This is a genomic window from Salinicola halophilus (genome assembly GCF_003206155.1).
Classification (GTDB): domain Bacteria; phylum Pseudomonadota; class Gammaproteobacteria; order Pseudomonadales; family Halomonadaceae; genus Salinicola; species Salinicola halophilus.
Genome location: NZ_PZJV01000001.1, coordinates 1,010,904 through 1,033,962, shown reverse-complemented (window position 1 = coordinate 1,033,962; position 23,059 = coordinate 1,010,904). Strand labels below are relative to the sequence as shown.

At 66.2% G+C, this 23,059-nt stretch carries 22 protein-coding genes; 16 read left to right on the top strand and 6 right to left on the bottom strand.

What is annotated here, in order from left to right; all coding sequences use genetic code 11:
* Positions 1–4 precede the first annotated feature (4 nt).
* Entirely contained in the window at positions 5–1,009 is a 1,005-nt protein-coding gene (gene epmB, locus DOM33_RS04625; protein WP_162617842.1) for an EF-P beta-lysylation protein EpmB, read from the bottom strand.
* Between epmB and DOM33_RS16450 the strand changes: the two genes are divergently transcribed.
* From DOM33_RS16450 to epmA, 4 genes are all read left to right on the top strand, one after another.
* The gene (locus DOM33_RS16450; RefSeq protein WP_162617931.1) at positions 949–1,113 is read left to right on the top strand and encodes a pentapeptide repeat-containing protein; all 165 of its coding nucleotides are present in this window, start codon (positions 949–951) and stop codon (positions 1,111–1,113) included. The genes epmB and DOM33_RS16450 overlap by 61 nt on opposite strands.
* A gap of 77 nt (positions 1,114–1,190) precedes the next feature.
* Positions 1,191–1,757, top strand: coding sequence for an elongation factor P (efp, locus tag DOM33_RS04620; protein WP_110666235.1), 567 nt, complete (start codon positions 1,191–1,193; stop codon positions 1,755–1,757).
* A gap of 117 nt (positions 1,758–1,874) precedes the next feature.
* A complete protein-coding gene (locus DOM33_RS04615; RefSeq protein ID WP_110666233.1) occupies positions 1,875–2,645 on the top strand; it encodes an SDR family oxidoreductase in 771 nt (256 codons plus the stop codon).
* On the top strand, positions 2,642–3,631 hold the full coding sequence (gene epmA / locus DOM33_RS04610) for an EF-P lysine aminoacylase EpmA (protein WP_110666231.1): 990 nt from the start codon (positions 2,642–2,644) through the stop codon (positions 3,629–3,631). Before DOM33_RS04615 ends, epmA begins: the two co-directional genes overlap by 4 nt.
* 81 nt (positions 3,632–3,712) lie before the next feature.
* On the opposite strand, the gene arfB is transcribed toward epmA, so the two are convergent.
* The 3 genes from arfB to DOM33_RS04595 form a co-directional block, all read right to left on the bottom strand.
* Complete coding sequence (gene arfB / locus DOM33_RS04605) at positions 3,713–4,129, bottom strand: alternative ribosome rescue aminoacyl-tRNA hydrolase ArfB (protein ID WP_110666229.1); 417 nt, start codon at positions 4,127–4,129, stop codon at positions 3,713–3,715.
* Positions 4,130–4,166: 37 nt separating this feature from the next.
* A complete protein-coding gene (gene asd, locus DOM33_RS04600) occupies positions 4,167–5,012 on the bottom strand; it encodes an archaetidylserine decarboxylase (protein ID WP_420820180.1) in 846 nt (281 codons plus the stop codon).
* Positions 5,013–5,108: 96 nt separating this feature from the next.
* Positions 5,109–5,939, bottom strand: a complete 831-nt coding sequence (locus DOM33_RS04595; protein ID WP_110666225.1) for a sulfurtransferase — start codon at positions 5,937–5,939, stop codon at positions 5,109–5,111.
* 215 nt (positions 5,940–6,154) lie between these two features.
* Here DOM33_RS04595 and DOM33_RS04590 point away from each other — a divergent pair, with 215 nt between their 5' ends.
* The gene (locus DOM33_RS04590) at positions 6,155–7,486 is read left to right on the top strand and encodes an NCS2 family permease (protein WP_110666223.1); all 1,332 of its coding nucleotides are present in this window, start codon (positions 6,155–6,157) and stop codon (positions 7,484–7,486) included.
* A 191-nt stretch (positions 7,487–7,677) separates the two neighbouring features.
* Here the strand turns inward: DOM33_RS04590 and rsgA are convergent, their stop codons facing one another.
* A complete protein-coding gene (gene rsgA / locus DOM33_RS04585) occupies positions 7,678–8,727 on the bottom strand; it encodes a small ribosomal subunit biogenesis GTPase RsgA (protein ID WP_110666221.1) in 1,050 nt (349 codons plus the stop codon).
* Between the two features lie 131 nt (positions 8,728–8,858).
* Between rsgA and orn the strand changes: the two genes are divergently transcribed.
* A complete protein-coding gene (gene orn, locus DOM33_RS04580; protein ID WP_110666218.1) occupies positions 8,859–9,431 on the top strand; it encodes an oligoribonuclease in 573 nt (190 codons plus the stop codon).
* Positions 9,432–9,505: 74 nt separating this feature from the next.
* On the opposite strand, the gene queG is transcribed toward orn, so the two are convergent.
* On the bottom strand, positions 9,506–10,621 hold the full coding sequence (gene queG, locus DOM33_RS04575; protein ID WP_110666216.1) for a tRNA epoxyqueuosine(34) reductase QueG: 1,116 nt from the start codon (positions 10,619–10,621) through the stop codon (positions 9,506–9,508).
* 256 nt (positions 10,622–10,877) lie between these two features.
* Between queG and DOM33_RS04570 the strand changes: the two genes are divergently transcribed.
* The 10 genes from DOM33_RS04570 to DOM33_RS04525 all read left to right on the top strand — a co-directional run bounded on the left by DOM33_RS04570 (position 10,878) and on the right by DOM33_RS04525 (position 23,046).
* A complete protein-coding gene (locus tag DOM33_RS04570; RefSeq protein ID WP_110666215.1) occupies positions 10,878–12,374 on the top strand; it encodes an NAD(P)H-hydrate dehydratase in 1,497 nt (498 codons plus the stop codon).
* Between the two features lie 4 nt (positions 12,375–12,378).
* Positions 12,379–12,870, top strand: a complete 492-nt coding sequence (gene tsaE / locus DOM33_RS04565) for a tRNA (adenosine(37)-N6)-threonylcarbamoyltransferase complex ATPase subunit type 1 TsaE (RefSeq protein WP_110666212.1) — start codon at positions 12,379–12,381, stop codon at positions 12,868–12,870.
* A 194-nt stretch (positions 12,871–13,064) separates the two neighbouring features.
* Entirely contained in the window at positions 13,065–14,519 is a 1,455-nt protein-coding gene (locus tag DOM33_RS04560) for an N-acetylmuramoyl-L-alanine amidase (protein ID WP_110666210.1), read from the top strand.
* 49 nt (positions 14,520–14,568) lie between these two features.
* Positions 14,569–16,536 carry a DNA mismatch repair endonuclease MutL gene (gene mutL / locus DOM33_RS04555; RefSeq protein WP_110666208.1) on the top strand — a complete coding sequence of 656 codons (1,968 nt, stop codon included), beginning with the start codon at positions 14,569–14,571 and terminating at the stop codon, positions 16,534–16,536.
* A 96-nt stretch (positions 16,537–16,632) separates the two neighbouring features.
* The gene (gene miaA / locus DOM33_RS04550; protein ID WP_110666206.1) at positions 16,633–17,574 is read left to right on the top strand and encodes a tRNA (adenosine(37)-N6)-dimethylallyltransferase MiaA; all 942 of its coding nucleotides are present in this window, start codon (positions 16,633–16,635) and stop codon (positions 17,572–17,574) included.
* A gap of 126 nt (positions 17,575–17,700) precedes the next feature.
* Positions 17,701–17,952 carry an RNA chaperone Hfq gene (hfq, locus tag DOM33_RS04545; RefSeq protein WP_110666204.1) on the top strand — a complete coding sequence of 84 codons (252 nt, stop codon included), beginning with the start codon at positions 17,701–17,703 and terminating at the stop codon, positions 17,950–17,952.
* Between the two features lie 14 nt (positions 17,953–17,966).
* Positions 17,967–19,289 (top strand): ribosome rescue GTPase HflX, encoded by a 1,323-nt coding sequence (gene hflX, locus DOM33_RS04540; protein WP_110666202.1) that lies wholly within the window; start codon positions 17,967–17,969, stop codon positions 19,287–19,289.
* A 170-nt stretch (positions 19,290–19,459) separates the two neighbouring features.
* A complete protein-coding gene (gene hflK, locus DOM33_RS04535) occupies positions 19,460–20,704 on the top strand; it encodes an FtsH protease activity modulator HflK (RefSeq protein ID WP_110666199.1) in 1,245 nt (414 codons plus the stop codon).
* Entirely contained in the window at positions 20,704–21,669 is a 966-nt protein-coding gene (gene hflC, locus DOM33_RS04530) for a protease modulator HflC (RefSeq protein ID WP_110666197.1), read from the top strand. The genes hflK and hflC overlap by 1 nt, the downstream gene beginning before the upstream one ends.
* 195 nt (positions 21,670–21,864) lie before the next feature.
* Positions 21,865–23,046 carry an ATP phosphoribosyltransferase regulatory subunit gene (locus tag DOM33_RS04525; RefSeq protein ID WP_110666195.1) on the top strand — a complete coding sequence of 394 codons (1,182 nt, stop codon included), beginning with the start codon at positions 21,865–21,867 and terminating at the stop codon, positions 23,044–23,046.
* Positions 23,047–23,059 lie beyond the last annotated feature (13 nt).

Sequence of the window (23,059 nt, the reverse complement as noted above, 5' to 3'; positions counted from 1 at the left end):
GCGGTCAGAGCGGGGTCTTGTTGGGTTCGCCGGGTATCTCACGCACTAGCCGGGGCACGAGAAACCCCGGCGCCCGCGTCCTGAGCGCCTCGACGAGTTCCCGTGCCTCGGCATCGCCCACGTCGAAGTGCGACGCCCCACGCACCGGGTCGAGCACGTGCAGGTAGTAGGGCAGCACGCCGGCCTCGAAGAGCCGCTCGGAGAGCGCCTCGAGGGTCGCGACATCGTCGTTGACCCCGCGCAGCAGCACACTCTGGTTGAGCAGGGTGATCCCGGTGTCCCGCAGTCGTGCGCAGGCGGCGAGCACGGCGTCGTCGATCTCGCCGGCGTGATTGATGTGCAGCACCATCACTCGCTGCAGCCGGGTCTCGCCGAGCCATCCGAGCAGGGCGTCGTCGACCCGGGCCGGAATCACCACCGGCAGCCGGGTGTGGATGCGCAGCCGCTTGAGATGGGGAATCGCGTCGAGCCGCTGGACCAGCGCGGCGAGGCGTCGATCGGAGGAGGCGAGGGGGTCGCCGCCGGAGAGGATCACTTCCCGAATGGAGTCGTCGCCGCGTAGATAGTCGAGCGTCGCCTCCCATTCCCGCATCGACGGGGCGTTGTCGTCGTAGGGAAAATGGCGGCGAAAGCAGTAGCGACAGTTGATTGCGCAGGCGGGGCTTGCAATCAGCAGCACGCGACCGGCGTACTTGTGAATCAGTCCCGGCTTCGGGGTGTGGTCGCGCTCGGCCAGCGGATCGTCGACGAACCCGGGCGTCGATTCGCTCTCCGCGGCTACCGGCAGCACCTGACGCAGCAGCGGATCGCTTGCGTCGCCCGGTCGGATGCGGGCGAGATACGCCTCGGGGACACGCACGGCGAACAGCGCATGGCCTGCCTCGGCACCCGGTAGCCAGGTGGGGTCCAGGCCGAGCCGGCGGCAGAGTTCCAGCGGATCGGTGATCGCTGTGCTCAGCTGGCGCTGCCAAGAGGCCGCGCCGGCGCGATGCTCGTCTGCGTCATGCACGTCTGCGTCATGCACGTCTGCGTCATGCACGTCTGCGTCATGCACGTCTGCGTCATGCACGGCGATCGGGGTTCGGGTTATCATGCGGACCACTCGGAGTCTGAGCGCACGCCGTCGGCGTGACGCCTTTTGCGAAAGTTTTCGTCGCGACAGGATCGCGAGCGTTCATTAGTGAGGAAACATGGCGAACCATTCTACCAACGAATTCAAGGGCGGCCTGAAGGTGATGCTGGACGGCGACCCCTGCAACATTCTCGAGAACGAATACGTCAAGCCGGGCAAGGGGCAGGCGTTCAATCGCGTCAAGCTGCGCAACCTCATCACCGGTCGCGTCTGGGAACGGACCTTCAAGTCCGGTGAGTCGCTCGAGGGCGCCGACGTGATGGATCTCGACATGGAGTACGTCTACACCGACGGCGACATGTGGCACTTCATGAAGACCGACGGCTCTTTCGAGCAGTACGCGGTCGACAAGAAAGCGATTGCCGACGTCGAAAAGTGGCTGAAGGAGCAGGCGGTCTACACCGTGACGCTGTGGAACGACAACGCCATTGCCGTGACGCCGCCGAACTTCCTCGAGCTGGAAGTGACCGAGACCGATCCTGGCCTCAAGGGCGATACCGCTCAGGGCGGTTCCAAGCCCGCCACGCTCTCCTCCGGTGCCGTGGTGCGCGTGCCGCTGTTCATCAATCAGGGTGAAATCCTGAAGATCGACACGCGCAACGGCGAGTACGTCTCCCGCGCCTGACGCCGCGAGACAGCCGTTGCCGCCGAGGCACAATCCCGGGCCACGCAATTGCGTGGCCTTTGTCGTCAGGGCTTGAAGAACGTGGCCGCGGCGGGATGATGCGGCAAGGAGCTGGGCATGGGCAGACTGAATGGACGCCGCGCGCTGATCACCGGCGGGGCCAGCGGCATCGGGCTTGCCTCCGCCGAGTGTTTTCTCGCCGAAGGGGCGAGAGTGGCGCTGCTGGATCGGGACGGCGACGCACTCGCGCGTGAGTGCGCCCGACTCGAGCGGGCGTTCGGGTCGCCCGTGCTCGGCGTCAAGGCGGACGTCGCGGATTCGGTCTCGGTGGCGCGCAGTATCGCTGAGCTGCTCGATCCGCTCGACCGCATCGATATCCTGGTCAACGCCGCCGGGGTCAACGTCTTCGCCGACCCGCTCGCCACCGACGATGCGATCTGGCGCCGCTGCCTCGGCATCAATCTCGAAGGCGCCTGGCACTGCACGCGTGCCGTGCTGCCGGGGATGCTCGAGCGCGAGTACGGCAACGTGGTCAACGTCGCCTCGGTCCACGGGCACAAGATCATCCCCGGCGCTTTCCCTTACCCCGTCGCCAAGCACGGCCTGATCGGCCTGACTCGCTCGCTGGGTATCGAGTACGCCGCCTGCGGGATTCGCGTCAATTCGGTTTCGCCGGGGTTGATTCGCACGCCGCCGGCCCAGGCCTGGCTCGACGGTCTGAGCGACGAAGCCCGTCGCGAGCAGGTGGCGCTGCTACCGTGCCGGCGTCTCGGCGAGCCGGAGGAGGTCGCCAACACCGTGCTCTTTCTTTCGAGCGACGAAGCACGCTTCATCAACGCCACCGACATCCTCATCGACGGTGGCCGCAGCCAGGTCTATCACTCATGACGCCACCCGAGACGAACGGCGACTGGCGCCCGAGCGCCACCCTGGAGACGCTGCGCCAGCGGGCACGGCTGCTGGCGCGGGTCCGCGCCTTCTTCGCCGAGCGAGACGTACTCGAGGTCGAGACGCCGGTGCTGGGTCACGGCGGCTCGACCGATGCGCACCTCGATTCGCTGTCGCTGACCGCGACGACGCCCGCCGGCCGCGAGCGGCTCTGGCTGCAGACCTCCCCCGAATTTCACATGAAGCGCCTGCTGGCGGCGGGGAGCGGCCCGATCTTCCAACTCGCGCGCAGCTTTCGCGATGGCGAGGTCGGTCGTCGCCACAATCTCGAATTCACCATGCTGGAGTGGTATCGCCCGGCGCTCTCGCTGGAGGGGCTGATCGAGGAGTGCGCGGCGTTGATCCGCCATGTGCTCGATCGCGACCCTGGCCCGCTGACGCGCCGACGCTACCGCGATCTCTTTCGCGAGCGGCTCGAGGTCGACCCTTTCACCACGCCGCTCGAGACGCTGCGCGAACTGTCGTCGGCTCACGGTGATCTGTCGATGGCAGACGCCGAACGCGAGACGTGTCTGGATCTGCTGATGAGCCTGGTCATCGAGCCCGAGCTCGGGCGCCAAAGCATCGAGGCAATCGTCGACTATCCGGCCGCCCAGGCCGCGCTCGCTCGCCGACGAATCGACCCCGAGGACGGCGCCGAGGTGGCGGCGCGCTTCGAGATCTATCTGCAGGGGGTGGAGCTCGCCAACGGCTACGACGAGCTGGTGGATGCCGACGAGCAGGCCGCGCGGTTCGCGAGCGACAACCGCCAGCGCGAGGCGCTGGACAAGCCGATGGTCGATGTCGATCACCGGCTCGTCGCCGCGCTCGAAGCGGGGATGCCGGCGGGTAGCGGGGTGGCGCTGGGGCTCGACCGGCTGATCCAGCTGGCGCTGGGCAAGGCGAGCCTCAGTGAAGTGATGGCGTTCTCGACGCCGCGCTGCTGAAGTCCGCTGGCAGGTGCTGATCGCCCGTGCCGATAGCGTTCGGGCGCCTCGCGGTGATCATGGCCCACGGCGCGTTGTCGTTCAGCCGTCGACCTTGCCACGCAGGCGCTTTTTCTGGCCGCGCTGGGTCTTCTGGTCGGTGCGTTTGCGCTTGGCGCTGCGGGAGGGCTTCGTCTCGCGACGCGGCTTGTCGCCGTAGAGCACCGGCTTGATCAGCTCCTTGAGCCGAACCAGTGCCGCCTCTCGGTTGAGCTCCTGGGTGCGGTGCTCCTGAGACTTGATCACTACCACGCCGTCGCGGGTGATACGGCGATCCTTGAGCGCCAGCAGCTTCTCCTTGAACCCCGGGTGCAGGCTCGAGGCGCGGATGTCGAAGCGCAGGTGAATCGCCGAGGCGACCTTGTTGACGTTCTGGCCGCCAGCGCCCTGCGCGCGCACGGCCTGCAGCTCGATCTCGTGGTCGGGGATCGCTACGTTGCGGGAGATTTCGAGCGTCATCTGAATGCCTTGTCGAAGAGGAGCGGTCAGGGTGGGATCAGGCGATGCCTGGCAGGCCGCCAAGGGACTGACCCATGCGAACCGGCGAGCCGGTCGGGTCGAAGTCGGCGAACCCGGTCTCGCGCCCCAGACACATCACCACGGTAGAGCCGAGCTTGAAGCGGCCCATCTCCTGGCCCTTCTCGATCACCACCGGCTCATCGAAGCGGGTGGTCTGGACCTGGCCGCTGAGCGGCGTGACCTGACCGGCCCAGACGGTCTCGATAGCAGCGACGATCATCGCCCCGACCAGCACCATCGCCAGCGGCCCGTGCTGGGTATCGAATAGACAGACCAGGCGTTCGTTGCGGGCGAAGAGTCCCGGTACGTGATTCGCCGTCGCCTGGTTCACCGAAAAGAGCCGCCCCGGCACGTAGATCATCTCTCTGAGCGTGCCGGTCATCGGCATGTGAACCCGGTGATAGTCCTTGGGCGAGAGATAGACCGTGGCGAAGCTGCCGTTGCGAAACGGCGCGGCGCGATCGTGATCGCCACCGAGCAGCGTCTCCAAGGAGTAGTACTGCCCCTTGGCCTGAATCAGCGTGTCGCCCTCGATGCGCCCGAAGCGTGACAGCGTGCCGTCGGCGGGAGAGAGCAGCCCGTCGCCGAGCGGGCGCGCCTCGGGCTTCAGCGCGCGGGTGAAGAAATCGTTGAAGCAGGCGTAGGCCGCCGGGTCCGGCTCCAGCGCCTCGCTCATGTCGACGCCGTAGGTGTCGATGAAGCGGCGAATGAAGGTGTCCTTCACCCAGGGCTGGCGGCTTTCGGCGATCTGGCCGATCAGCCGCGAGATCGCGTGGTGGGGCAGCGGCTGCTGAATGTTGGCGAAGAGTTCCTGGCGATCCACGATAGGGGCGACCTCGGCAATGGATGAGACGGAGAGCGAAATGGGCGGACAAGGTAGAGCGACGGCTACCCCCGCGCAACCGGCGGGCGCGACGCTTCAGCGTTCGACCGGCGTGTCGTCGCGATTGCCCCACTCCTGCCAGGAGCCGGGGTAGGCGCGCACGTTGTCGTAGCCCAGCGCCTTGGCCGCGAGCCAGGTCAGCCCGCTGCGGTGATGGCTCTGACAATGAGTGACGATCTCCTTGTCCGGGGTCAGCCCGCGGATCTCGAGATCGTGGACCAGCTCGGCATAGTCGCGCAGGCGCAGGTCGCGCTGGCGATCCATGACGTCGAGCCAGTCGAAGTTCACCGCCCCCGGGATATGGCCGAGCTTACGATTGTTACCCTTCTCGCCGCGGTACTCTTCCGGCGAGCGGGCGTCCCAGACGGCGAGCTCACGTTCGTCCAAGCGCTCGAGCAGTTCCTGGTGGCGGATCTGCACCTGCGGGTTGAGATAGGCCGCCTCGTAGTCGCTGGGCGCCGGGCGGGTCTCCTCTGTGGAAACCGGCTGGCCGTCGGCTCGCCAGGCGTGAATGCCCCCGTTGAGATAGGAGTAGCGACGGTGGCCGATCAGTTCCAGCGTCCACAGCAGCCGGCCGGCCCAGCCGCCGCCCTCGTCGTCGTAGGCGACGACGTGAGTGTCCGGCGACAGACCGAGCGCGGAGAACAGCTCGCCGAGCGCGGCCTCCGAGGGCACGTCGTTGGGAACGTCGCCGCTGCCGGCGAGCAGGCGGCGATGGTCGAGAAAGACCGCCCCCGGCACGTGACCTTGGCGATAGTTTTCGGCCTTGAGCGGGACGTCGACGATGAGGATGTCGTCGGCGCCGAGATGCTCGGCGAGCGTCGAAGGCTCGAGTATCAAGGGTAGCTGGGGCTGCTCGGAGCTCATGGGCCCTCCCGTTGGCACAAGTGGAAGCGAGCGCGGGCGATCCGCGTCGATCCCTCGATGATGGCACAGTCCCGCCGAGGCGGGGTAGGCGAGCGGCCCGGCGGCTGGCGACGGATTCTCGATCCGGTATACTGCGCGCCCTCGAGGGGCGCCTCTCGATCCTGTCCCCACGACAAGGCCTTTCCAATGACAATCCATCGCCAGGAGACTGCTGCGTGATCGACAACTACTTCTCACTGCGCTCGCGAGGGACTTCCGTCAGGACCGAAGTGCTGGCCGGGGTGGCCACCTTTCTGGCGGCGATGTACATCATCGTGGTCAACCCCGCGATTCTCTCCGGCGCGGGCGTCCCCTTCGCCGGCGCGCTGACGGCCACGGTCATCATCAGTTTCTTCGGCAGCGTGATGATGGGGCTCTACGCGCGTAACCCGGTGCTCGTTGCGCCGGGCATGGGCATCAATGCGCTGTTCGCCTACACCATGGTGCTCGGCGCCGGCATCCCCTGGCAGACGGCGCTCGGGTGCGTGTTCTGGTCCGGCGTGCTCTTCGCGATACTCGCCGCGTTCAACGTGCGCCGCTACGTGGTCGACGCGATTCCCGCCACGCTGCGCCACGCCATCGCCTGCGGCATCGGGCTGTTCATCACCGTGATCGGCCTGGTCAACGCCGGGCTACTGGTCTCCAACCCGGCAACGGTAGTGGGGCTCGGCGAGATGTCACCGACGCTGATCACCTTCCTGATCGGTCTTGGCATCACCGCGGTGCTGGTGGCTCGCGGCGTTCAGGGCGCGCTGATCATCGGCATCGTGCTCACCACGCTGATGGCGATTCCCATCGGTCGGCTCTGGGGCGACGGCAGCGCCTGGTCGCCGGACGGCGCAACGGCGACGCTGGTCAACTTCCAGGGCATCTTCGCCTGGCCGGATTTCAGCGCCATGGGTCAAGTCGATTTCCTCGGCGCGCTTTCCATCGGCTACTGGCCGTTCATCTTCGTGATCCTGTTCACCACCTTCTTCGATGCGATGTCGACCTTCATCGGCGTCTGTCAGGCGGGCAACCTGCTGGATGAAAACGGCGAGCCGCAGAACATTCGCCGCTCGATGATGGTGGATGCCGCCTCGGCGCTGATCTCCGCGCCGTTGGGCACCAGCCCGGCCAACGCCTACGTCGAGTCCGCCGCGGGGATCAGCCAGGGTGGCCGTACGGGCCTGGTGGCGGTGATCGCGGGGCTGCTGTTCCTGCCGTTTCTGTTTCTATCGCCGCTGCTGGCACTGGTGCCGACCATCGCCACGGCGCCGGCGCTGATCATGGTAGGGGTCTTCATGCTCTCGCCGATTCGCACCATCGACTGGCAGCAGTACGACGACGCCATCCCCGCGTTCGTGGCGATGATCCTGATCCCGCTCACCTACTCGATCACTCACGGCGTGGTGTTCGGCTTTCTCACCTACGTGGTGGTCAAGGTGGGCGTGGGCAAATCCCACGAGGTGCGTCCGGCCATGTGGGTGCTGTTTGCGCTGTCGATCCTGATGCTGTTCGAGGGCTGATCCGCACTGCCTGCGCTCGACCACTCTTCGTTAAAAAGCGGCTCGAAGTCCTCATTTACAAGCACGTAAACTCCGTCTTCTCGCCGCTTTTTGCCTCGATTGATCTTCGCTCGGCGAGTCCGGCTAGCCGTCATTGGCTCTCGAGGCGTCGCCACTACCCAAAAGATCGCCGCAGATGGGTTTCCTGGCGGTCATCGGGCCGCGGCGACGTCGTCGCGGATGCGCTGAAAGCTAGCGAAGCGCTGCGGATGGATCGCGCCGCGCTCGACGGCGTCGAGCAGGGCGCAGCCGGGTTCGGCACGGTGGCGGCAGTCGCGGAAGCGGCACGCGCCGAGAAGGGGCTGAAACTCGATGAAGCCATCGGCGATCTGCTGCTCGTCGAGGTGCCACAGGCCGAACTCGCGGATGCCGGGGGAGTCGATCAGATCGCCCTGGCGCGCCGCACCCGGCTCGCCGTTTCTCGGCAGCGGATAGAGTCGGGCCGTGGTGGTGGTGTGCTTGCCCTTGCGCGACTCCTCCGAGAGCGCGCCGATGCGCAACGTCTCTTCCGGCAGCAGGCGATCGATCAGCGAGGACTTGCCGACGCCGCTCTGGCCGACGAAGACCGAGGTGCGCCCGTCGAGCTGGGCGTGAAGGCCGCCGAGGCCGTGGTCGACCCGTGCCGAGGCCTCGATGACCGTATAGCCGAGCGTGGCGTAGCGAGACAGTAGCTCGCGCGCCTCGCCGCCCTGATCGGGCAGCAGGTCGGACTTGTTGAGCACCAGCACCGGGGCGATACCGGTATTCTCGGCAGCGACCAGATAGCGGTCGATCAGGTTGCCATAGGGGGCGGGTTCGCTGGCGACGACGATCAGGATCTGGTCGATGTTCGCCGCCACCGGCCGCATCTGGGCGCGGGCGTCGGGACGCTCCAGGACGCTGGTCCGCTCGCCGCGGGCGACGACCACACCGGTGCCGTCGGCGGCTTCCCGCCAGACGATGCGGTCGCCGGTGACGAGGCCTTCCAGATTGGCACGCAGGTGGCAGCGATGGCGGGTCAGTGCACCGTCGGCATCGTGCGCTTCCACTTCGAGGCTGCGACCGAAATGCGCCGCGACCCGGCCCGGGCGTTCGGCACCGTGCTCGCCGGCATCGAGTGACGCCTCGTCACGCTCGGCGCGGCGGTTGGCACGCTCGGCGCGCTCGGCCTGAACCTTTTCCACGCGCCAGCGCTGTTGGCGGGTCAGCTTGCGTCGGCTCATGGGGACGGCGACTCCTCGGGTCGTGGCCGGGGGCCCGGCGGGTGAGTAGAATGGCGCGCATTGTAGCCATACCCGACCGCCGTGTCCGCCCGCGCCTGGCGCTTTCACGGCCGCACCTTCTGGAGCGATGCATGTCCGCCACCCCAAACACCGATGCCACGCCTCGCCAAGACCTGCTGGTCTGGATCGATCTCGAGATGACCGGCCTCGACCCCAACCGCGAGCGCATCATCGAAGTCGCCACGCTGATCACCGACGGCGATCTCAATCTCGTCGCGGAAGGCCCGGTGCTCGCGGTGCATCAGCCCGATACGCTGCTCGACGGCATGGACGACTGGAACCGCAAGACCCACGGCGACTCCGGTCTGATCGAGCGCGTCCAGGGCAGCGAGATCGATACTGCCGAGGCCGAGCGGCGCACGCTGGACTTTCTCGCCCAGTACGTCGTGCCGGGCACGTCGCCGGTCTGCGGCAACAGCGTGCATCAGGATCGCCGTTTTCTGGAGCGGGAGATGCCGGTGCTCAACGACTTCTTCCACTATCGCAACGTGGATGTCTCCACGCTCAAGGAACTGGCCAAGCGCTGGAATCCCAAGGCACTGGAAGGTTTCTCCAAGCGCAACACTCACCAGGCACTGGATGACATTCGGGAATCGCTGGCGGAGCTTTCGCACTATCGCAAGACGTTTCTCAGGATGCCCTGACGCGGGCCGCGTTCCGACGGTGACTGTCTAACGGCCTAACGGCGCGCGCTAGCGATGGCTCTCTGTGGAGACGTTCAGCCCGTGGCAATGCGCGCCTGGCGTTTGAGCCGCTGCTCCTCGAGCGCCCAGCGCACGTGCTCGCGCACCAGATCCGACGGGTAGGCGAGACGGGCGCGCAGCGCGGCGACCACACGCTCGCTGTAGGGCGCATTGCCGAGGCCGACGGCCAGGTTGCGCAGCCAGCGCTCATAGCCGATGCGCCGGATCGGGCTGCCCTCGGTGCGCTTCAGGAACTCCGTCTCGCCCCAGGCGAACAGATCCACCAGCTCGGCGCGATCGAGGTCGTGGCGTGGCGCGAAGTCCGGCTCGTCGCTCGCCCGCGTGAAGCGAGTGAACGGACAGAAGAGCTGGCAGTCGTCGCAGCCGTAGACCCGGTTGCCCATGGCGCGGCGGAATTCGAGCGGAATCGCGCCGTGCAGCTCGATGGTGAGATAGGAGATGCAGCGCCGGGCGTCGATCACCTTGTCGTCGACGATGGCGTCGGTGGGGCAGGCGGTCTGGCAGCTCGAGCAGGAGCCGCAGTGCTCCCGGGTGAAGGGCTCGTCCACCGGCAGCGGCAGGTCGGTATAGAGCTCGCCGAGAAAGAACAGCGAGCCGGCCTTGGGGTCGAGCAGCATGGCGTTCTTGCCGAACCAGCCGATGCCGGCCTTCTGCGCCAGCGCCCGCTCCATGACCGGCGCGGAGTCGACGAAGGCGCGGTAGCCGAAGGGGCCCACCGCCTGCTCGATGCGCTTGGCGAGCTGGTCGAGACGCTTGCGGATCAGCTTGTGGTAGTCGCGACCCAGTGCGTAGCGTGAAACGTAGGCCTTGTCGGGCTGTCCCAGTACGCGGGTGGTCTCGACCTCCGGCGGCAGATAATCCATGCGCGCACTGATGACGCGAAGCGTGCCCGGCACCAGCTCCGCGGGGCGGGTGCGCTTGGTGCCGTGCTTCTCCATGTAGCTCATCTCGCCGTGATGGCCCGCTTCGAGCCAGCGCTCGAGGTAGCGCTCGTGGCTCTCGAGGTCGGTATCGGTGATGCCGATCGCCTGAAAGCCAAGCTCTCGTCCCCACATTTTGACCTGGGAGGCCAGTTCGTCGAGATCGAGGGCGTGATCGCCAGAGGATGAGGTGTCGGCGCGCTGAGTCATAGGGTTTGGGTCATACGGTTTGAATCATACGGCTGGGTCGGACAACGGAGACGGTCGAGAGCAGCGTGGGCGGCTACCCTACACCACATCGGTCGGCGTCGACACGCGCCGAGTCGCGGCATCGCGTTGGATACCCGGCCCAACGGTCATCGCCGGGGCGTGCTCAGCGCCCGGTCGTTTTCCCGGCGTGAGCCGGTCGTCGCGTCTCGTGATGCCCTAGCCAGACGCGCGTGATTCCCCTTTGAAAGGAGCCTCAATGTCCGCTTCATCCCCTCAGCGCCCCCTCTATCTGGCCGACCAGGTGCGCGAACTCGATCGCCGTGCGATGGCGGCCGAGAACGACGATTTCGCGCTGATGCGTCGCGCCGGCGAAGCCGCCTTCGACACGCTTCGCGCGCGCTGGCCGCAAACCCCGCGACTCTGCGTGCTGTGCGGCGGCGGCAACAACGGCGGCGACGGCTACGTGGTGGCGGCGCTGGCGGCGGCGCAAGGCATCGATGTCCAGCTGGTCGCGGTCACGCCGGTCGAGCGACTCGACGGTGGCGCCGCCCAGGCCGCGAGGCTCGCGCAGGCGGCCGGTCTCGAGCCGGTGGCCTGGACGCCGGCACTGGCGCTCGAGGGTGACGTGCTGGTGGATGCGCTGCTGGGAACGGGCACCCACGGTGCGCCTCGCGCCCCTTTCGACGCGGCGATCGCTCGGATCAACACGCACGGCGCACCGGTTCTTGCCGTCGACGTACCTTCCGGCGTCGACGTCGATAGCGGTTTCGTTGCCGGCGAGGCGGTGCGCGCAACGCTGACGGTGACCTTCATCGCCGACAAACTGGGCCTGCATACCGGCCCCGCCCTCGATCATGTCGGCGAAATCGTCTATGTGTCGCTCGGCGTGACACCCGCGGCGCATTCGGATGTCTTGCCCGTCGCCTGGCGTCAGTCGCGTCACGACATCGCCGTGGCGCTGCCGACGCGCTCGCCCAACAGCCACAAGGGCGCGCACGGCCACGCGCTGGTCATCGCCGGCGGTCCGGGCATGGGCGGTGCGGCGCTGATGACCAGCGAAATGGTCGCCCGTCTGGGCGCCGGCAAGGTGACGCTGGCCACGGACCCGGCTCACGTCACCGCGAGCCTGACTCGCTTTCCCGAAATCATGGCGCACGGCGTGCGCGGCAGTGCGGATCTCGCCGGACTCGTCGCGTCCGCCGACGTCATCGCCGTCGGCCCCGGGCTCGGCAGCGGCGCCTGGGGGCAGGCGGCACTCGCGAGCGCGCTGGCGGCTGGCAAACCCTGCGTGGTCGATGCCGACGGGCTCAACCTGCTGGCGGAGGGATTCGACGGCGTGCGACGCGATGACTGGGTGCTTACCCCGCATCCGGGCGAGGCCGGCCGCCTATTGGGTTGCTCCACCGCCCAGATACAGCAGGACCGGCGCGCGGCGGTTACCGCCCTGCAGGCGCGATTCGGCGGCGTGGTCGTGCTCAAGGGGGCGGGTACGCTGATCTTCGATGGCGAGACTCTCGAGCTCTGTCCCTTCGGTAACCCGGGCATGGCCAGCGGCGGCATGGGCGATGCCCTGACCGGCATCATCGCTGGCCTGGTGGGTCAGACCGGATCGCTATCGCAGGCGGCACGTCTCGGCGTCCTGATTCATGCCCTCGCCGCCGACGCGGCCGCCAAGGCAGGGGGAGAGCGTGGTCTGCTCGCGAGCGATCTGGCATCCTATGCGCGACGTCTGGCCAACCCTTACCAAAGCTGACCTCATGCCGATCACGCTTAGCGACGAAGCCGCCCAGGTTGCCCTGGGAGAAGCCCTGGGACACGCGCTCGACGGACGCGGGCGAGTCCACCTTCTCGGCGACCTGGGCGCGGGGAAGACCACGCTCGCCCGCGGCGTGCTGCGTGCCCATGGCCATGCCGGGGCGGTGAAGAGTCCTACCTACACGCTGGTCGAGCCCTATGAGCTTGGCGAGCATCGAATCTATCATTTCGATCTCTACCGGTTGGGCGACCCCGAGGAGCTCGAGTTCCTGGGGGCCCGCGACATGCTCGGCGAGCAGGCCCTGAGTCTGATCGAGTGGCCGAGCCGGGGCGCTGGCTGGCTGCCCGTGCCGGACCTGGAGATCCATTTGACGACCGTGGAGAGCGGGCGCACGGCGCGGGCGACGGCGTGCACCGCCCGGGGCCAGGCGGTGCTCGCGGCGGTGCCGGCGGATCTTCGCGACATCTCGAGTCACAAGGAAAATGAATGTTGACAGCTGTTTTCAGGGCCGCGAGGCACGACGCGCGCGATAGCGCTCGCCGATGGCACGCCATGGCGACATGGCTAGGCGCGACGATCGCCTGCGTGATGCGCGGCTTGGGTCTCCTTCTAGGCGCGGTGGGCCGCAGTGGACGCCTCGCCAGCGCTTGCCTGGGGACGCCTTTCGAGGCGAGAACCTTGCGCTCGATGCCGCTCGCGAGCGGCCATCGACGGCGCTGGGCGTTCGGGGCATTGGCGCTGGCGTCTCTCGGGATCGCCGGCCAGGCAAGCGCGGCCGACATCCACAATATCCGCCTGTGGGCGGCACCGGACCACGTGCGTCTGGTCTTCGACATGTCGTCGCCGGCGAGCGCCAATGTCTTCACCCTCAACGACCCCGATCGCGTGGTGATCGACGTCGATAGCAGCGACCTGTCGTTCAACGTCGACGATCTCGATCTTCAGGGCAGCGCCATCGATGCGGTACGCACCGGGACGCGCGAAGGCGGTGGGCTGCGCGTCGTGCTCGACGTCAACCGTAACGTGGCACCCAAGAGTTTCACGCTGCCGCCGAACGATCAGTACAGCGACCGCCTGGTGGTCGATCTCGACTACCCCGGGGCAAGCGCAGTGAGCGACCCGATCGATCCCATCGAGGCGATGATTCGCGACCAGGAGATCACCGCGCAGCGTGCCCAGACCGAAGCGGTCGTCCAGGGCAACGTCGAGACCCCCAGCCAGGTGGCGGCGACCGTGGAGGCACAGCCGCATCCCAAGCGCGACATCATCATCGCCGTGGACGCGGGGCACGGCGGCGAGGATCCGGGGGCGATCGGACCGAGCGGGACGCGTGAGAAGGATGTGGTGCTCGAGATCGCCCGCAAGCTCAAGAATCGTATCGACGGTACGCCGGGCTTCAAGGCGATTCTGACGCGTGACGACGACTACTACGTCGGGCTGCGTCAGCGCACGCTGATCGCGCGACAGCAGAAGGCGGACTTCTTCGTCTCCATTCACGCGGACGCCGTGCGCAGCAGTCAGCCTTACGGTAGCTCGGTCTACGCGCTCTCCCAGGGCGGGGCGACCTCCGAAAGTGCCCGCTGGCTGGCCGCCAGCGAGAACCAGGCGGATCTGATCGGCGGCGTCGACGGCAGTCTGAGTCTCGATGACAAGGATGAAGTGCTGCGCGGGGTGCTGCTCGATCTGACCATGACGGCGACGATGAACGATTCGCTGGCGACCGGCGGTCAGGTGCTCGACCAGCTGGGTCGGATCAACAAGCTGCACAAGTCCGGGGTCGAGCAGGCCGGCTTCGTGGTGCTGAAGTCGCCCGACATTCCGTCGCTGCTGGTCGAGACCGGCTTCATCTCCAACCCGAAAGAGGAGGCGCAGCTGCGCTCCTCGGGTCATCAGGCGCAGCTGGCCCAGGCCATCTTCGCGGGGATCGTCGCGCACTTTCGTCAGCATCCGCCACCCTCCAGTCTACTGGCATGGCAGCGGGATCAGGGGCGCGGCGGCGCCAGCAACGAATATCGGGTGCGTGCCGGCGATACGCTATCCACCGTGGCGAATCGCAACGGCATCACAATGCAGGCGCTCAAGCAGGCGAACGGCCTGGACAGTGACATTCTGCGAGTGGGTCAGGTGCTGACGCTGCCATGAACGGCATCGAAACCGCATCTCGCCCGATGACCTGCAAGGGAGGCAATCGATGAGCGAGGCGACGCGTATCCGCGTGCTCGACCCGCGCCTGGCCAACCAGATTGCCGCCGGCGAGGTGGTCGAGCGCCCGGCGTCGGTGGTCAAGGAGATCGTGGAGAACGCCATCGATGCCGGCGGCCGGCGCATCGAGATCGAGCTGGAGGCGGGCGGCGCGCGCCTGATTCGGGTGCGCGACGACGGTAGCGGGATCGAAGAGGACGACTTGCCGCTGGCGCTGTCGCGGCACGCCACGAGCAAGATCGCTTCCCTCGAGGATCTCGAGGACGTGGCGAGCCTCGGCTTTCGCGGCGAGGCGCTGGCCTCGATCAGTGCGGTGTCTCGACTCGAACTCATCTCCAACGCCGACGACGACCCGACCGGGGGCTGGCGCGTGGTCGCCGAAGGACGCCAGATGGAGCCGCGGGTGACGCCGGCGCCGCACCCCCGTGGGACCTCGGTGCTGGTGCGCGATCTCTTCTTCAATACGCCGGCGCGACGCAAGTTCCTGCGCGCCGAGAAGACCGAGTTCGGGCATGTCGAGGAGGCCGTTCGACGACTGGCGCTATCGCGGTTCGACGTTGCCTGGCTGCTCAAGCACAACCAGAAAGTGGTTCATCAGCTGCCCGCCGTCGCCAGTGATCAGGGCGGGCGAGAGCGACGCATCGGCGCGCTGCTCGGCAAACGCTTTCTCACCGAGGCGCTGCACCTGGAGATGGAAGCCTCGGGCATGCGGCTTCATGGCTGGGTAGGAATGCCGACCTACTCGCGCGCGCAGGCGGACCAGCAGTACTTCTTCGTCAACGGGCGGGTGGTCCGCGACCGCCTCGTCGCCCACGCCATTCGCCAGGCGTACCGCGACGTGATGTTCCACGGACGACATCCGGTCTTCGTGCTCTATCTGGAGCTCGACCCGCGCGTGGTCGACGTCAACGTGCATCCGACCAAGCATGAAGTGCGCTTCCGCGACGGCCGCCTGGTGCACGACTTTCTCTTCTCGAGCCTGCATCGGGCGCTCGCCGAAGTGCGACCCAACGCCGCCGGTGGCGAGACACAGCCGGTCGCCAACGAGACGCCGTCGGCGGCGACATCGAGTGCGGTGCCTTCTGCCGACGAGGCCGCCTCGCCGAGCTGGCAGCAGCAGCGGATGCCGCTGGCGGGGCAGGCGGGTGGTGTCGGCGGTGGCACTGGGGGTGGCGGTTATTCTCAGGATCGCCCGCCGGCGCAGCGAGTTCGCGAGTTCATGGCGGGCTATCAGGCGCTGCACCCCGATCACGAGTCCACGCTGCTGACGCCTCGGGCGCAGGGCGCGCCGGGGGGCGATGCGGCCGAGATAGCGCAGGCCGAGCGGCCGGTGTCGCCATCGACGACGCTCGGCGAAGTGGACGAGACCCAGGCGCCGCCGCTCGGCTACGCCGTGGCGCAGCTCCACGGTGTCTACATTCTCTCCCAGACCGAGCGCGGCATGGTCGTGGTGGACATGCACGCCGCCCACGAGCGTATCGTCTACGAGCGCATGAAGGGCCAGATTCACGCCGGGGCGCTGCAGGCGCAGCCGCTGCTGGTACCGGTGTCGATCGCCGTGGGCGCGGCGGCGATGGAGACCGCCGAGCGGGAGCGCGAGGCGTTCTCGCGGCTCGGCGTCGAACTCGACGTCGCCGGTCCGGAGACGCTGCTGGTGCGTCAGGTACCGGCGCTGCTGGCGGACGGAGACATCGAACCGCTGATTCGCGACATGCTCAGCGATCTCGAGCGCTACGGTCGTTCCGATCGGTTCGAGACTCGCATCAACGAACTGCTCAGCACCATGGCCTGCCACGGCAGCGTGCGCGCCAATCGCCTGTTGACGGTTCCGGAGATGAACGCGCTGCTGCGCGACATGGAGCGAACCGAGCGCAGCGGTCAGTGCAATCACGGTCGTCCGACCTGGACCGAGATGTCCATGGCCCAGCTCGACAAGCTCTTTCTGCGCGGGCAGTGATGCCACGCTCACGTTCACTCCTTCGTCGCCGGTAGCAAGCGCCAGCCCGACCGCTGGCGCCGCCGAGCGGCGATTCCCGACAAGACCCCGTCCCTCATGACTCACGATCCGCGTCCGCTCGCCATTCTCCTGCTCGGTCCCACCGCGGCGGGCAAGACCGATACGGCGATCGCCCTGCACGAGCGGTTCGGCTGCGAGCTGATCAGCGTCGATTCGGCGATGGTCTACCGCGGCATGGACATCGGTACTGCCAAGCCGAGCGCGGAGGAGCTCGCCCGAGCGCCGCATCGACTGATCGACATTCGCGATCCGGCCGAGAGCTATTCGGCCGCCGAGTTCTGCCGCGATGCCCATGCGGCGATGGCGGAGATCACCGCCAGGGGCAGGACGCCGCTGCTCGTCGGCGGCACCATGATGTACGCCAAGCGACTGGTCGAAGGCGTTGCGACACTCCCCCAGGCGGCGCCCGAACTGCGCCAGCGGCTCGAGGTGCAGGCAGAGCGCGACGGCCTCGAGGCGCTCCATGCACGACTGCGGTCGGTCGATCCCGTCGCTGCCGCGACGATGCACGCGAACAATCGCCAGCGGCTGATTCGCGCGCTGGAGGTGTTCGAACTCACTGGCGTGCCGATCAGCGAACACTGGCGCGAACAGCATCGGGAAAACTTTCCTTATCGGCTGTTGTCCATTGCTCTCGCGCCCTCAGAGCGTGCCGTGCTTCACCAGCGTATCGGTGAGCGCTTCGATACGATGCTCGACGCTGGGTTTCTGGACGAGGTGGCCGCGCTCAAGCGCCGCGGCGATCTTCATGGGGATCTACCGTCGATGCGAAGCGTCGGTTATCGGCAGGCCTGGGAGGCTCTCGACGGCGCCTTCGAAATGGGTGAACTGCGTGAACGCGGCGCGGCGGCGACCCGCCAACTGGCCAAGCGTCAATTGACCTGGTTGCGCCGTTGGCCCGGGCTACACTGGGTCGATAGCAGCGCCGCCGAAGCCGGTGAGCATGTGGCGAAAATCGTGCGCGAAGTCGGGAGTTAGCGTAAAATGGTGGGCTTCGTCACGACGACTGCAGGCGATGAATGCCATCGCGACAGGATGCCGAGTCGACGCGCAACGTCGCCCAACTAAAACAGCACTATTCATAACATCGTTAGGGAGAGCCACATGTCCAAAGGACAGTCCCTTCAGGACCCGTACCTGAACATTCTGCGCAAGGAGCGCATCCCGGTTTCCATTTTTCTCGTAAACGGCATCAAGCTGCAGGGTCAAATCGAATCCTTCGACCAGTTCGTCATTCTGCTGCGCAATACCGTCAGTCAAATGGTTTACAAGCACGCCATTTCAACGGTCGTGCCATCTCGCAACGTTCGTCTGCCGCCGCAGGATCCCAGCGCGGCGCCCGGACTCGAATCCTGATCGAGAGGTAGTGATTGTTTTTCGAACGTCCCGACGCCGGTGAAACGGCGATTCTGGTCCATGTGGACTTTCAGGACGAGCAGGACCGCGAAGACTCCGGCGAACTGCTGGAGTTGGTGCGGTCCGCCGGTGCGGTGCCGGCGACTCTGATTCAGGGGAGTCGTCGCCGTCCCGATCCTCGCTCCTTCATTGGCAGTGGCAAGCTCGACGAGGTGAAAGCCGCGCTCGAGACCCACGGTGCCGAACTCGTCATTTTCAATCATGCCCTGACGCCCTCGCAGGAGCGTAACGTCGAACGTTCGCTGAAATGCCGGGTGCTCGATCGTACGGGCCTGATTCTGGATATCTTCGCGCAGCGTGCGCGAACTCACGAAGGCAAGCTGCAGGTCGAGCTCGCTCAGCTCGAATACGTCTCGACACGACTGATTCGCGGCTGGACTCACCTCGAGCGCCAGAAGGGCGGTATCGGTCTGCGCGGTCCGGGCGAGACTCAGCTGGAGACCGACCGTCGCCTGCTGCGCGCCCGCATCAAGGCGATTCACAAACGTCTGGAGAAGGTCCGCAAGCAGCGCGATCAGAACCGGCGTGCGCGAGCCCGCGCCGAGGTGCCCAGCGTGTCGCTCGTCGGCTATACCAACGCCGGTAAATCGACGCTGTTCAACGCGATCACGGCCGCCGAGGTTTATGCCGCCGATCAGCTCTTCGCCACGCTCGATCCCACGCTGAGACGTCTGAGCGTGCCCGATGTCGGTCAGGTGGTGCTCGCCGATACCGTCGGTTTCATTCGGCATCTGCCGCACAAACTCGTGGAAGCCTTCCAGGCGACGCTACAGGAGGCGACGGAAGCGAGTCTGCTCGTTCACATCATCGACGCGGCCGATCCGGACCGCGAACTCAACGTGGCGCAGGTCGACCGAGTCCTCTCCGAAATCGATGCCGACGACGTGCCGCGTCTGCTGGTCATGAACAAGATCGATCTGATGGACTCGTCGCCACGCATCGAGCGCGACGGTCAGGGACTGCCCCAAGTGGTGTGGCTCTCCGCGCGCGACGGGCGCGGTCTCGAGCTTTTACATCAGGCAATCGGCGAATGGCTGGCAGAGGACATTCTCGACATGCAGCTGACGCTGACGCCGGAGCAGGGGCGGCTGCGCGCTGCGCTTCACGAGCTCGACGCGGTGCAGGAAGAGTCGTTCGACGAGGGAGGGCGGACGATTCTGGACATTCGCTTGCCCCGACGGGAGTTTATGCAGATGATGGCTCGCTTGGGTGAAAGCGCCAACGATTACTTGCCCGCTTCGGAAAAGCCGACGGTCGCGGACTGGGAACGCGTCTGAAGCGAGGAATAACGCGCAGGGGAGTATCGCGGCCCAAGGGTCCGACACGCAGGGCGGTAACGATTCGACATCAGTTCGAGCCAATCCGTCGTTCGCCAGGGTGCGCCCCGGCGGCTACTGCTCCCCATGCCTGACGCAACGGCTTTGACTGCATCAGTGGAGACTTAGGTATGGCTTGGAACGAGCCTGGTGGGGGCAACAACCAGCAGGACCCTTGGGGAGGCGGTGGGGGCCGTCGTCCGAGCGGTAATGGTGGTAACAATGGTAACAATGGCAATCAAGGTCCGCCGGATCTCGATGAAGCCTTGAAGAAGTTCCAGGACAAGATCCAGCGATTGCTCGGTGGCCGCGGCAAGCGTAGCAGTGGCGGTGACGGCGGCGAGCCCGGCGGCGGCGGGGGTAAGCGCAATCCCTTTATCCTGCCGGTCGTCGTGCTGGTGGTCGCTGCGGTAATCTGGGCGGCATCCGGTTTTCACCTCATCGATCAGTCCGAGCGCGGGGTCGTCTTCCGCTTCGGTAAGTACACTCAGACGTTGAATCCCGGACTTCACTGGAATCCACCGATCGTCGATCAGGTAGAGAACGTCAACGTCACCAGCATTCGGTCCGCTAACCAGTCGGACTCGATGCTGACCAGCGATGAAAACATCGTTCGCGTGAGCGTCTCCGCGCAGTACGTGGTCAGCGACGCCCATGCGTTTCTGGTCAACGTCAATCAGCCGGAAATGACGCTGCAGAATGCGATGGATTCGGCGCTGCGCCAGGAAGTCGGCAACATGCCGCTCCAGGAAATCCTCACGACCGGGCGCGATCGTCTGGGGCAGCGCGTTTTCGAACGGCTCAGCGCCTACATGGAGGCCTACGGCACCGGGCTGCGCCTGCAGACGGTCAACGTCGAGTCGACCTCGCCGCCGGATCGCGTGCAGGATGCCTTCGACGACGTCATCCGCGCCCGCGAAGAGCGTCAGCGCTCGATCAACCAGGCCAACGCGTATAGCCAGGCCGTAGTGCTCGAAGCGCAGGGTCAAAAGCAGCGTCTCCTCGAGGAAGCGCAGGGTTACAAGGCTGCGATAGTTGCCGATGCCACGGGTCAGACGAATCGCTTCAACTCGCTGCTGGGTGAATATCAGCAGGCTCCGGAAGTCACACGTCAGCGGCTCTATCTCGAGACCGTCAGCGAGGTACTGTCGAACACGCCGAAGGCGCTCGTCGATCTCGGCGACAGTGAAGCCGTGACCGTACTGCCGCTCAATCAGATGCAGAGCGATGGAACGTCACGCGGCGGCAATAACGCGTCGTCGATGAATCTGGAGCAGCTTCAGCAGATCTCACGGCAGGTAGTCGATCACATGAACAGCAGTGGTAGTAGCTCGCGTCAGCAGACGAGTGGTTCCAGCCTGCGGGAGGGGCGCTAATGTTTAACAATCGTGCGCTGATCGGCGTGATCATTCTGGCGCTGCTGGCTTGGTTCGCCAGCGCCAGCTTCTATATCGTCAACGAGACGCAGCGGGCCATCAAGCTGCGCTTTGGCGAAGTGATCGAGAACGAGATCGGCCCGGGGCTGCATTTCAAGCTGCCGGTGTTCAACACCGTTCGTATCTTCGATACCCGGGTGCAGACCGTCGATTCCAGCGCCACTCGCTATATCACGGCGGACTCGAAGGCGGTTATCGTCGACTCCTTCGTCAAGTGGCGGATCGCCAATCCGCAGCAGTTCTACGAGGCGACTCGAGGCAACATTCAGGTGGCTGAAAACCTGATCGCGCCACGAACCGACGAAGCGCTGCGTAACAAGTTCGGCCAGACGCAGATGTCCGACATCATCCAAGAGCGTATCGCGGCCGAAAGTGATCGTGCCGGGCTGGTCGGCGAGGACAAAGGGCCGGATACCGTCGAGGGCGCACGCGAAGAGCTGATGGTCGAGCCGGTCGAGCAGCTCGACGCCGCCATGCGCGACGAACTTGGCGTGCACATTCTCGATATTCGGGTGAAGCGCATCGAGCTGCCGACCGAGGTCACGCAGGCGGTCTACGAGCGCATGAACTCCGAGCGTGAGCAGGCAGCGCGCACCTATCGTGCCGAGGGCTCGCAGCAGGCCGAAGCGATCCGTGCCGATGCCGACCGCCAGCGCCAGGAAGTCCTCGCGAGCGGACGTCAGGAGGCGGAGACCACGCGAGGCGAGGGCGATGCCCAGGCCGCGCGGATCTACGCTGGCGCCTATCAGCAGGATCCGGATTTCTTCGCCTTCTATCGCTCCATGCGCGCCTATCGCGAGAGCTTCAGCGGCGAGGGGCAGGATCTACTGGTGTTGAGTCCGGAAAACAGCGACTTCTTCCGCTACCTCGACACGCCGACGCCGGAAACGACGGCCGCTGAGTGATCGCACAGCGAATGCCCGCGGGATTCTCCCGCGGGCATTTCGTGGTACCATTTTCGACGCCGGGTGAAGCCCGGCTTTTTTGTGCAAAACGCAAGTGTGATGTGTCCCCCTGGGGGGAGCGCCGGGTGCCGAGGCGACCCGAAACGCTTGTGATTTCCTCACCCCGACAGTAATACCGCTTGGCAGGACAGGCTCATGACGATCGCTGACCGCTGGTTGCTCCCCGACGGCATGGATGAAGTCCTGCCGCCCCAGGCGACCCGCATGGAAGAGCTGCGCCGGACGCTGCTCGATCTCTACGACCGCTGGGGCTACGACCTGGTGATGCCGCCGGCCGTCGAATTTCTCGACTCGCTGCTGACCGGTACCGGTACCGATCTTGACCTGCAGACCTTCAAGCTGACCGATCAGCTCACAGGGCGGATGATGGGCGCGAGTGCCGATGTCACGCCGCAGGTGGCGCGAATGGACGCTCACTCGCTCAAGCGCGAAGGTCCGGTGCGCCTGTGTTACTGCACGACCGTGCTGCGTGCCCAGGCCGACAAGCATCAGGGCGGACGTAGCCCGACCCAGGTGGGCGTGGAACTCTTCGGGCATGCCGGTCTCGAGGCGGATATCGAAGTGCTGAAGCTTGCGCTATCGAGTCTCGAGGCGGCGGGCGCGACTCACATCCATCTGGCGCTAAGCCACATCACGATCTATCGCGAGCTGATTCGCGCCGCGAACTGGCCGGCCGATGCCGAGCGTTCGCTTTTCGAAGCGATCGAGCGCAAGGCGTTCAACGCCATCGACAAGCTCGTCGCCGAGCACGTCGACGATAGTCACCTCGCCCGTATGCTCTGTGAACTGCCGCGACTGCACGGCGGGGCCGAGGTGCTGGATCAGGCGCAGACGTCGTTGGCCGCGGCGCCCGACGCGGTTCAGGCGTCGCTCGATCAGCTCGTGCGGCTGCACCGGGCGGTAAGTGATGCCCATCCGGACGTGTCGGTCTACTTCGATCTGGCAGAGCTTCGCGGCTATCAGTACCACACCGGCATGGTCTTCGCCGCCTACGTGCCGGGTTACGGCCAGGCGCTCGCGAAAGGCGGACGATACGACGATACCGGGCGAGATTTCGGGCGTCCTCGCCCGGCGACGGGGTTCTCGATGGACCTCAAGCCACTCGCGACCCTGGCAACGCGCGAACCCGGCATCGAGGGAGTCTGGGCGCCGGTGTCGACCCACGCGGCGCTCGATGAGGTCATTGCCGCGCTGCGCGCTCAGGGAGAGCGTGTCATTCAAGCGCTTCCGGACCAGCAGACCGGCCCGGAAACGCACCGTTGCGATCGCCAATTGGCCTTCAAGGATGGCGCCTGGCGAATCGAGCCGCTGAACTGAGTCGACGACGGGT

Coding starts and splice junctions, on each gene's coding strand:
- DOM33_RS04615 (WP_110666233.1), top strand. CDS start 1,875: ATGGGCAGACTGAATGGACGCCGCGCGCTGATCACCGGCGGGGCCAGC.
- efp (WP_110666235.1), top strand. CDS start 1,191: ATGGCGAACCATTCTACCAACGAATTCAAGGGCGGCCTGAAGGTGATG.
- hfq (WP_110666204.1), top strand. CDS start 17,701: ATGTCCAAAGGACAGTCCCTTCAGGACCCGTACCTGAACATTCTGCGC.
- hflC (WP_110666197.1), top strand. CDS start 20,704: ATGTTTAACAATCGTGCGCTGATCGGCGTGATCATTCTGGCGCTGCTG.
- hflK (WP_110666199.1), top strand. CDS start 19,460: ATGGCTTGGAACGAGCCTGGTGGGGGCAACAACCAGCAGGACCCTTGG.
- DOM33_RS04595 (WP_110666225.1), bottom strand. CDS start 5,939: ATGAGCTCCGAGCAGCCCCAGCTACCCTTGATACTCGAGCCTTCGACG.
- queG (WP_110666216.1), bottom strand. CDS start 10,621: ATGACTCAGCGCGCCGACACCTCATCCTCTGGCGATCACGCCCTCGAT.
- DOM33_RS04525 (WP_110666195.1), top strand. CDS start 21,865: ATGACGATCGCTGACCGCTGGTTGCTCCCCGACGGCATGGATGAAGTC.
- tsaE (WP_110666212.1), top strand. CDS start 12,379: ATGCCGATCACGCTTAGCGACGAAGCCGCCCAGGTTGCCCTGGGAGAA.
- DOM33_RS04560 (WP_110666210.1), top strand. CDS start 13,065: ATGCCGCTCGCGAGCGGCCATCGACGGCGCTGGGCGTTCGGGGCATTG.
- epmA (WP_110666231.1), top strand. CDS start 2,642: ATGACGCCACCCGAGACGAACGGCGACTGGCGCCCGAGCGCCACCCTG.
- orn (WP_110666218.1), top strand. CDS start 8,859: ATGTCCGCCACCCCAAACACCGATGCCACGCCTCGCCAAGACCTGCTG.
- rsgA (WP_110666221.1), bottom strand. CDS start 8,727: ATGAGCCGACGCAAGCTGACCCGCCAACAGCGCTGGCGCGTGGAAAAG.
- miaA (WP_110666206.1), top strand. CDS start 16,633: ATGACTCACGATCCGCGTCCGCTCGCCATTCTCCTGCTCGGTCCCACC.
- DOM33_RS04570 (WP_110666215.1), top strand. CDS start 10,878: ATGTCCGCTTCATCCCCTCAGCGCCCCCTCTATCTGGCCGACCAGGTG.
- mutL (WP_110666208.1), top strand. CDS start 14,569: ATGAGCGAGGCGACGCGTATCCGCGTGCTCGACCCGCGCCTGGCCAAC.
- arfB (WP_110666229.1), bottom strand. CDS start 4,129: ATGACGCTCGAAATCTCCCGCAACGTAGCGATCCCCGACCACGAGATC.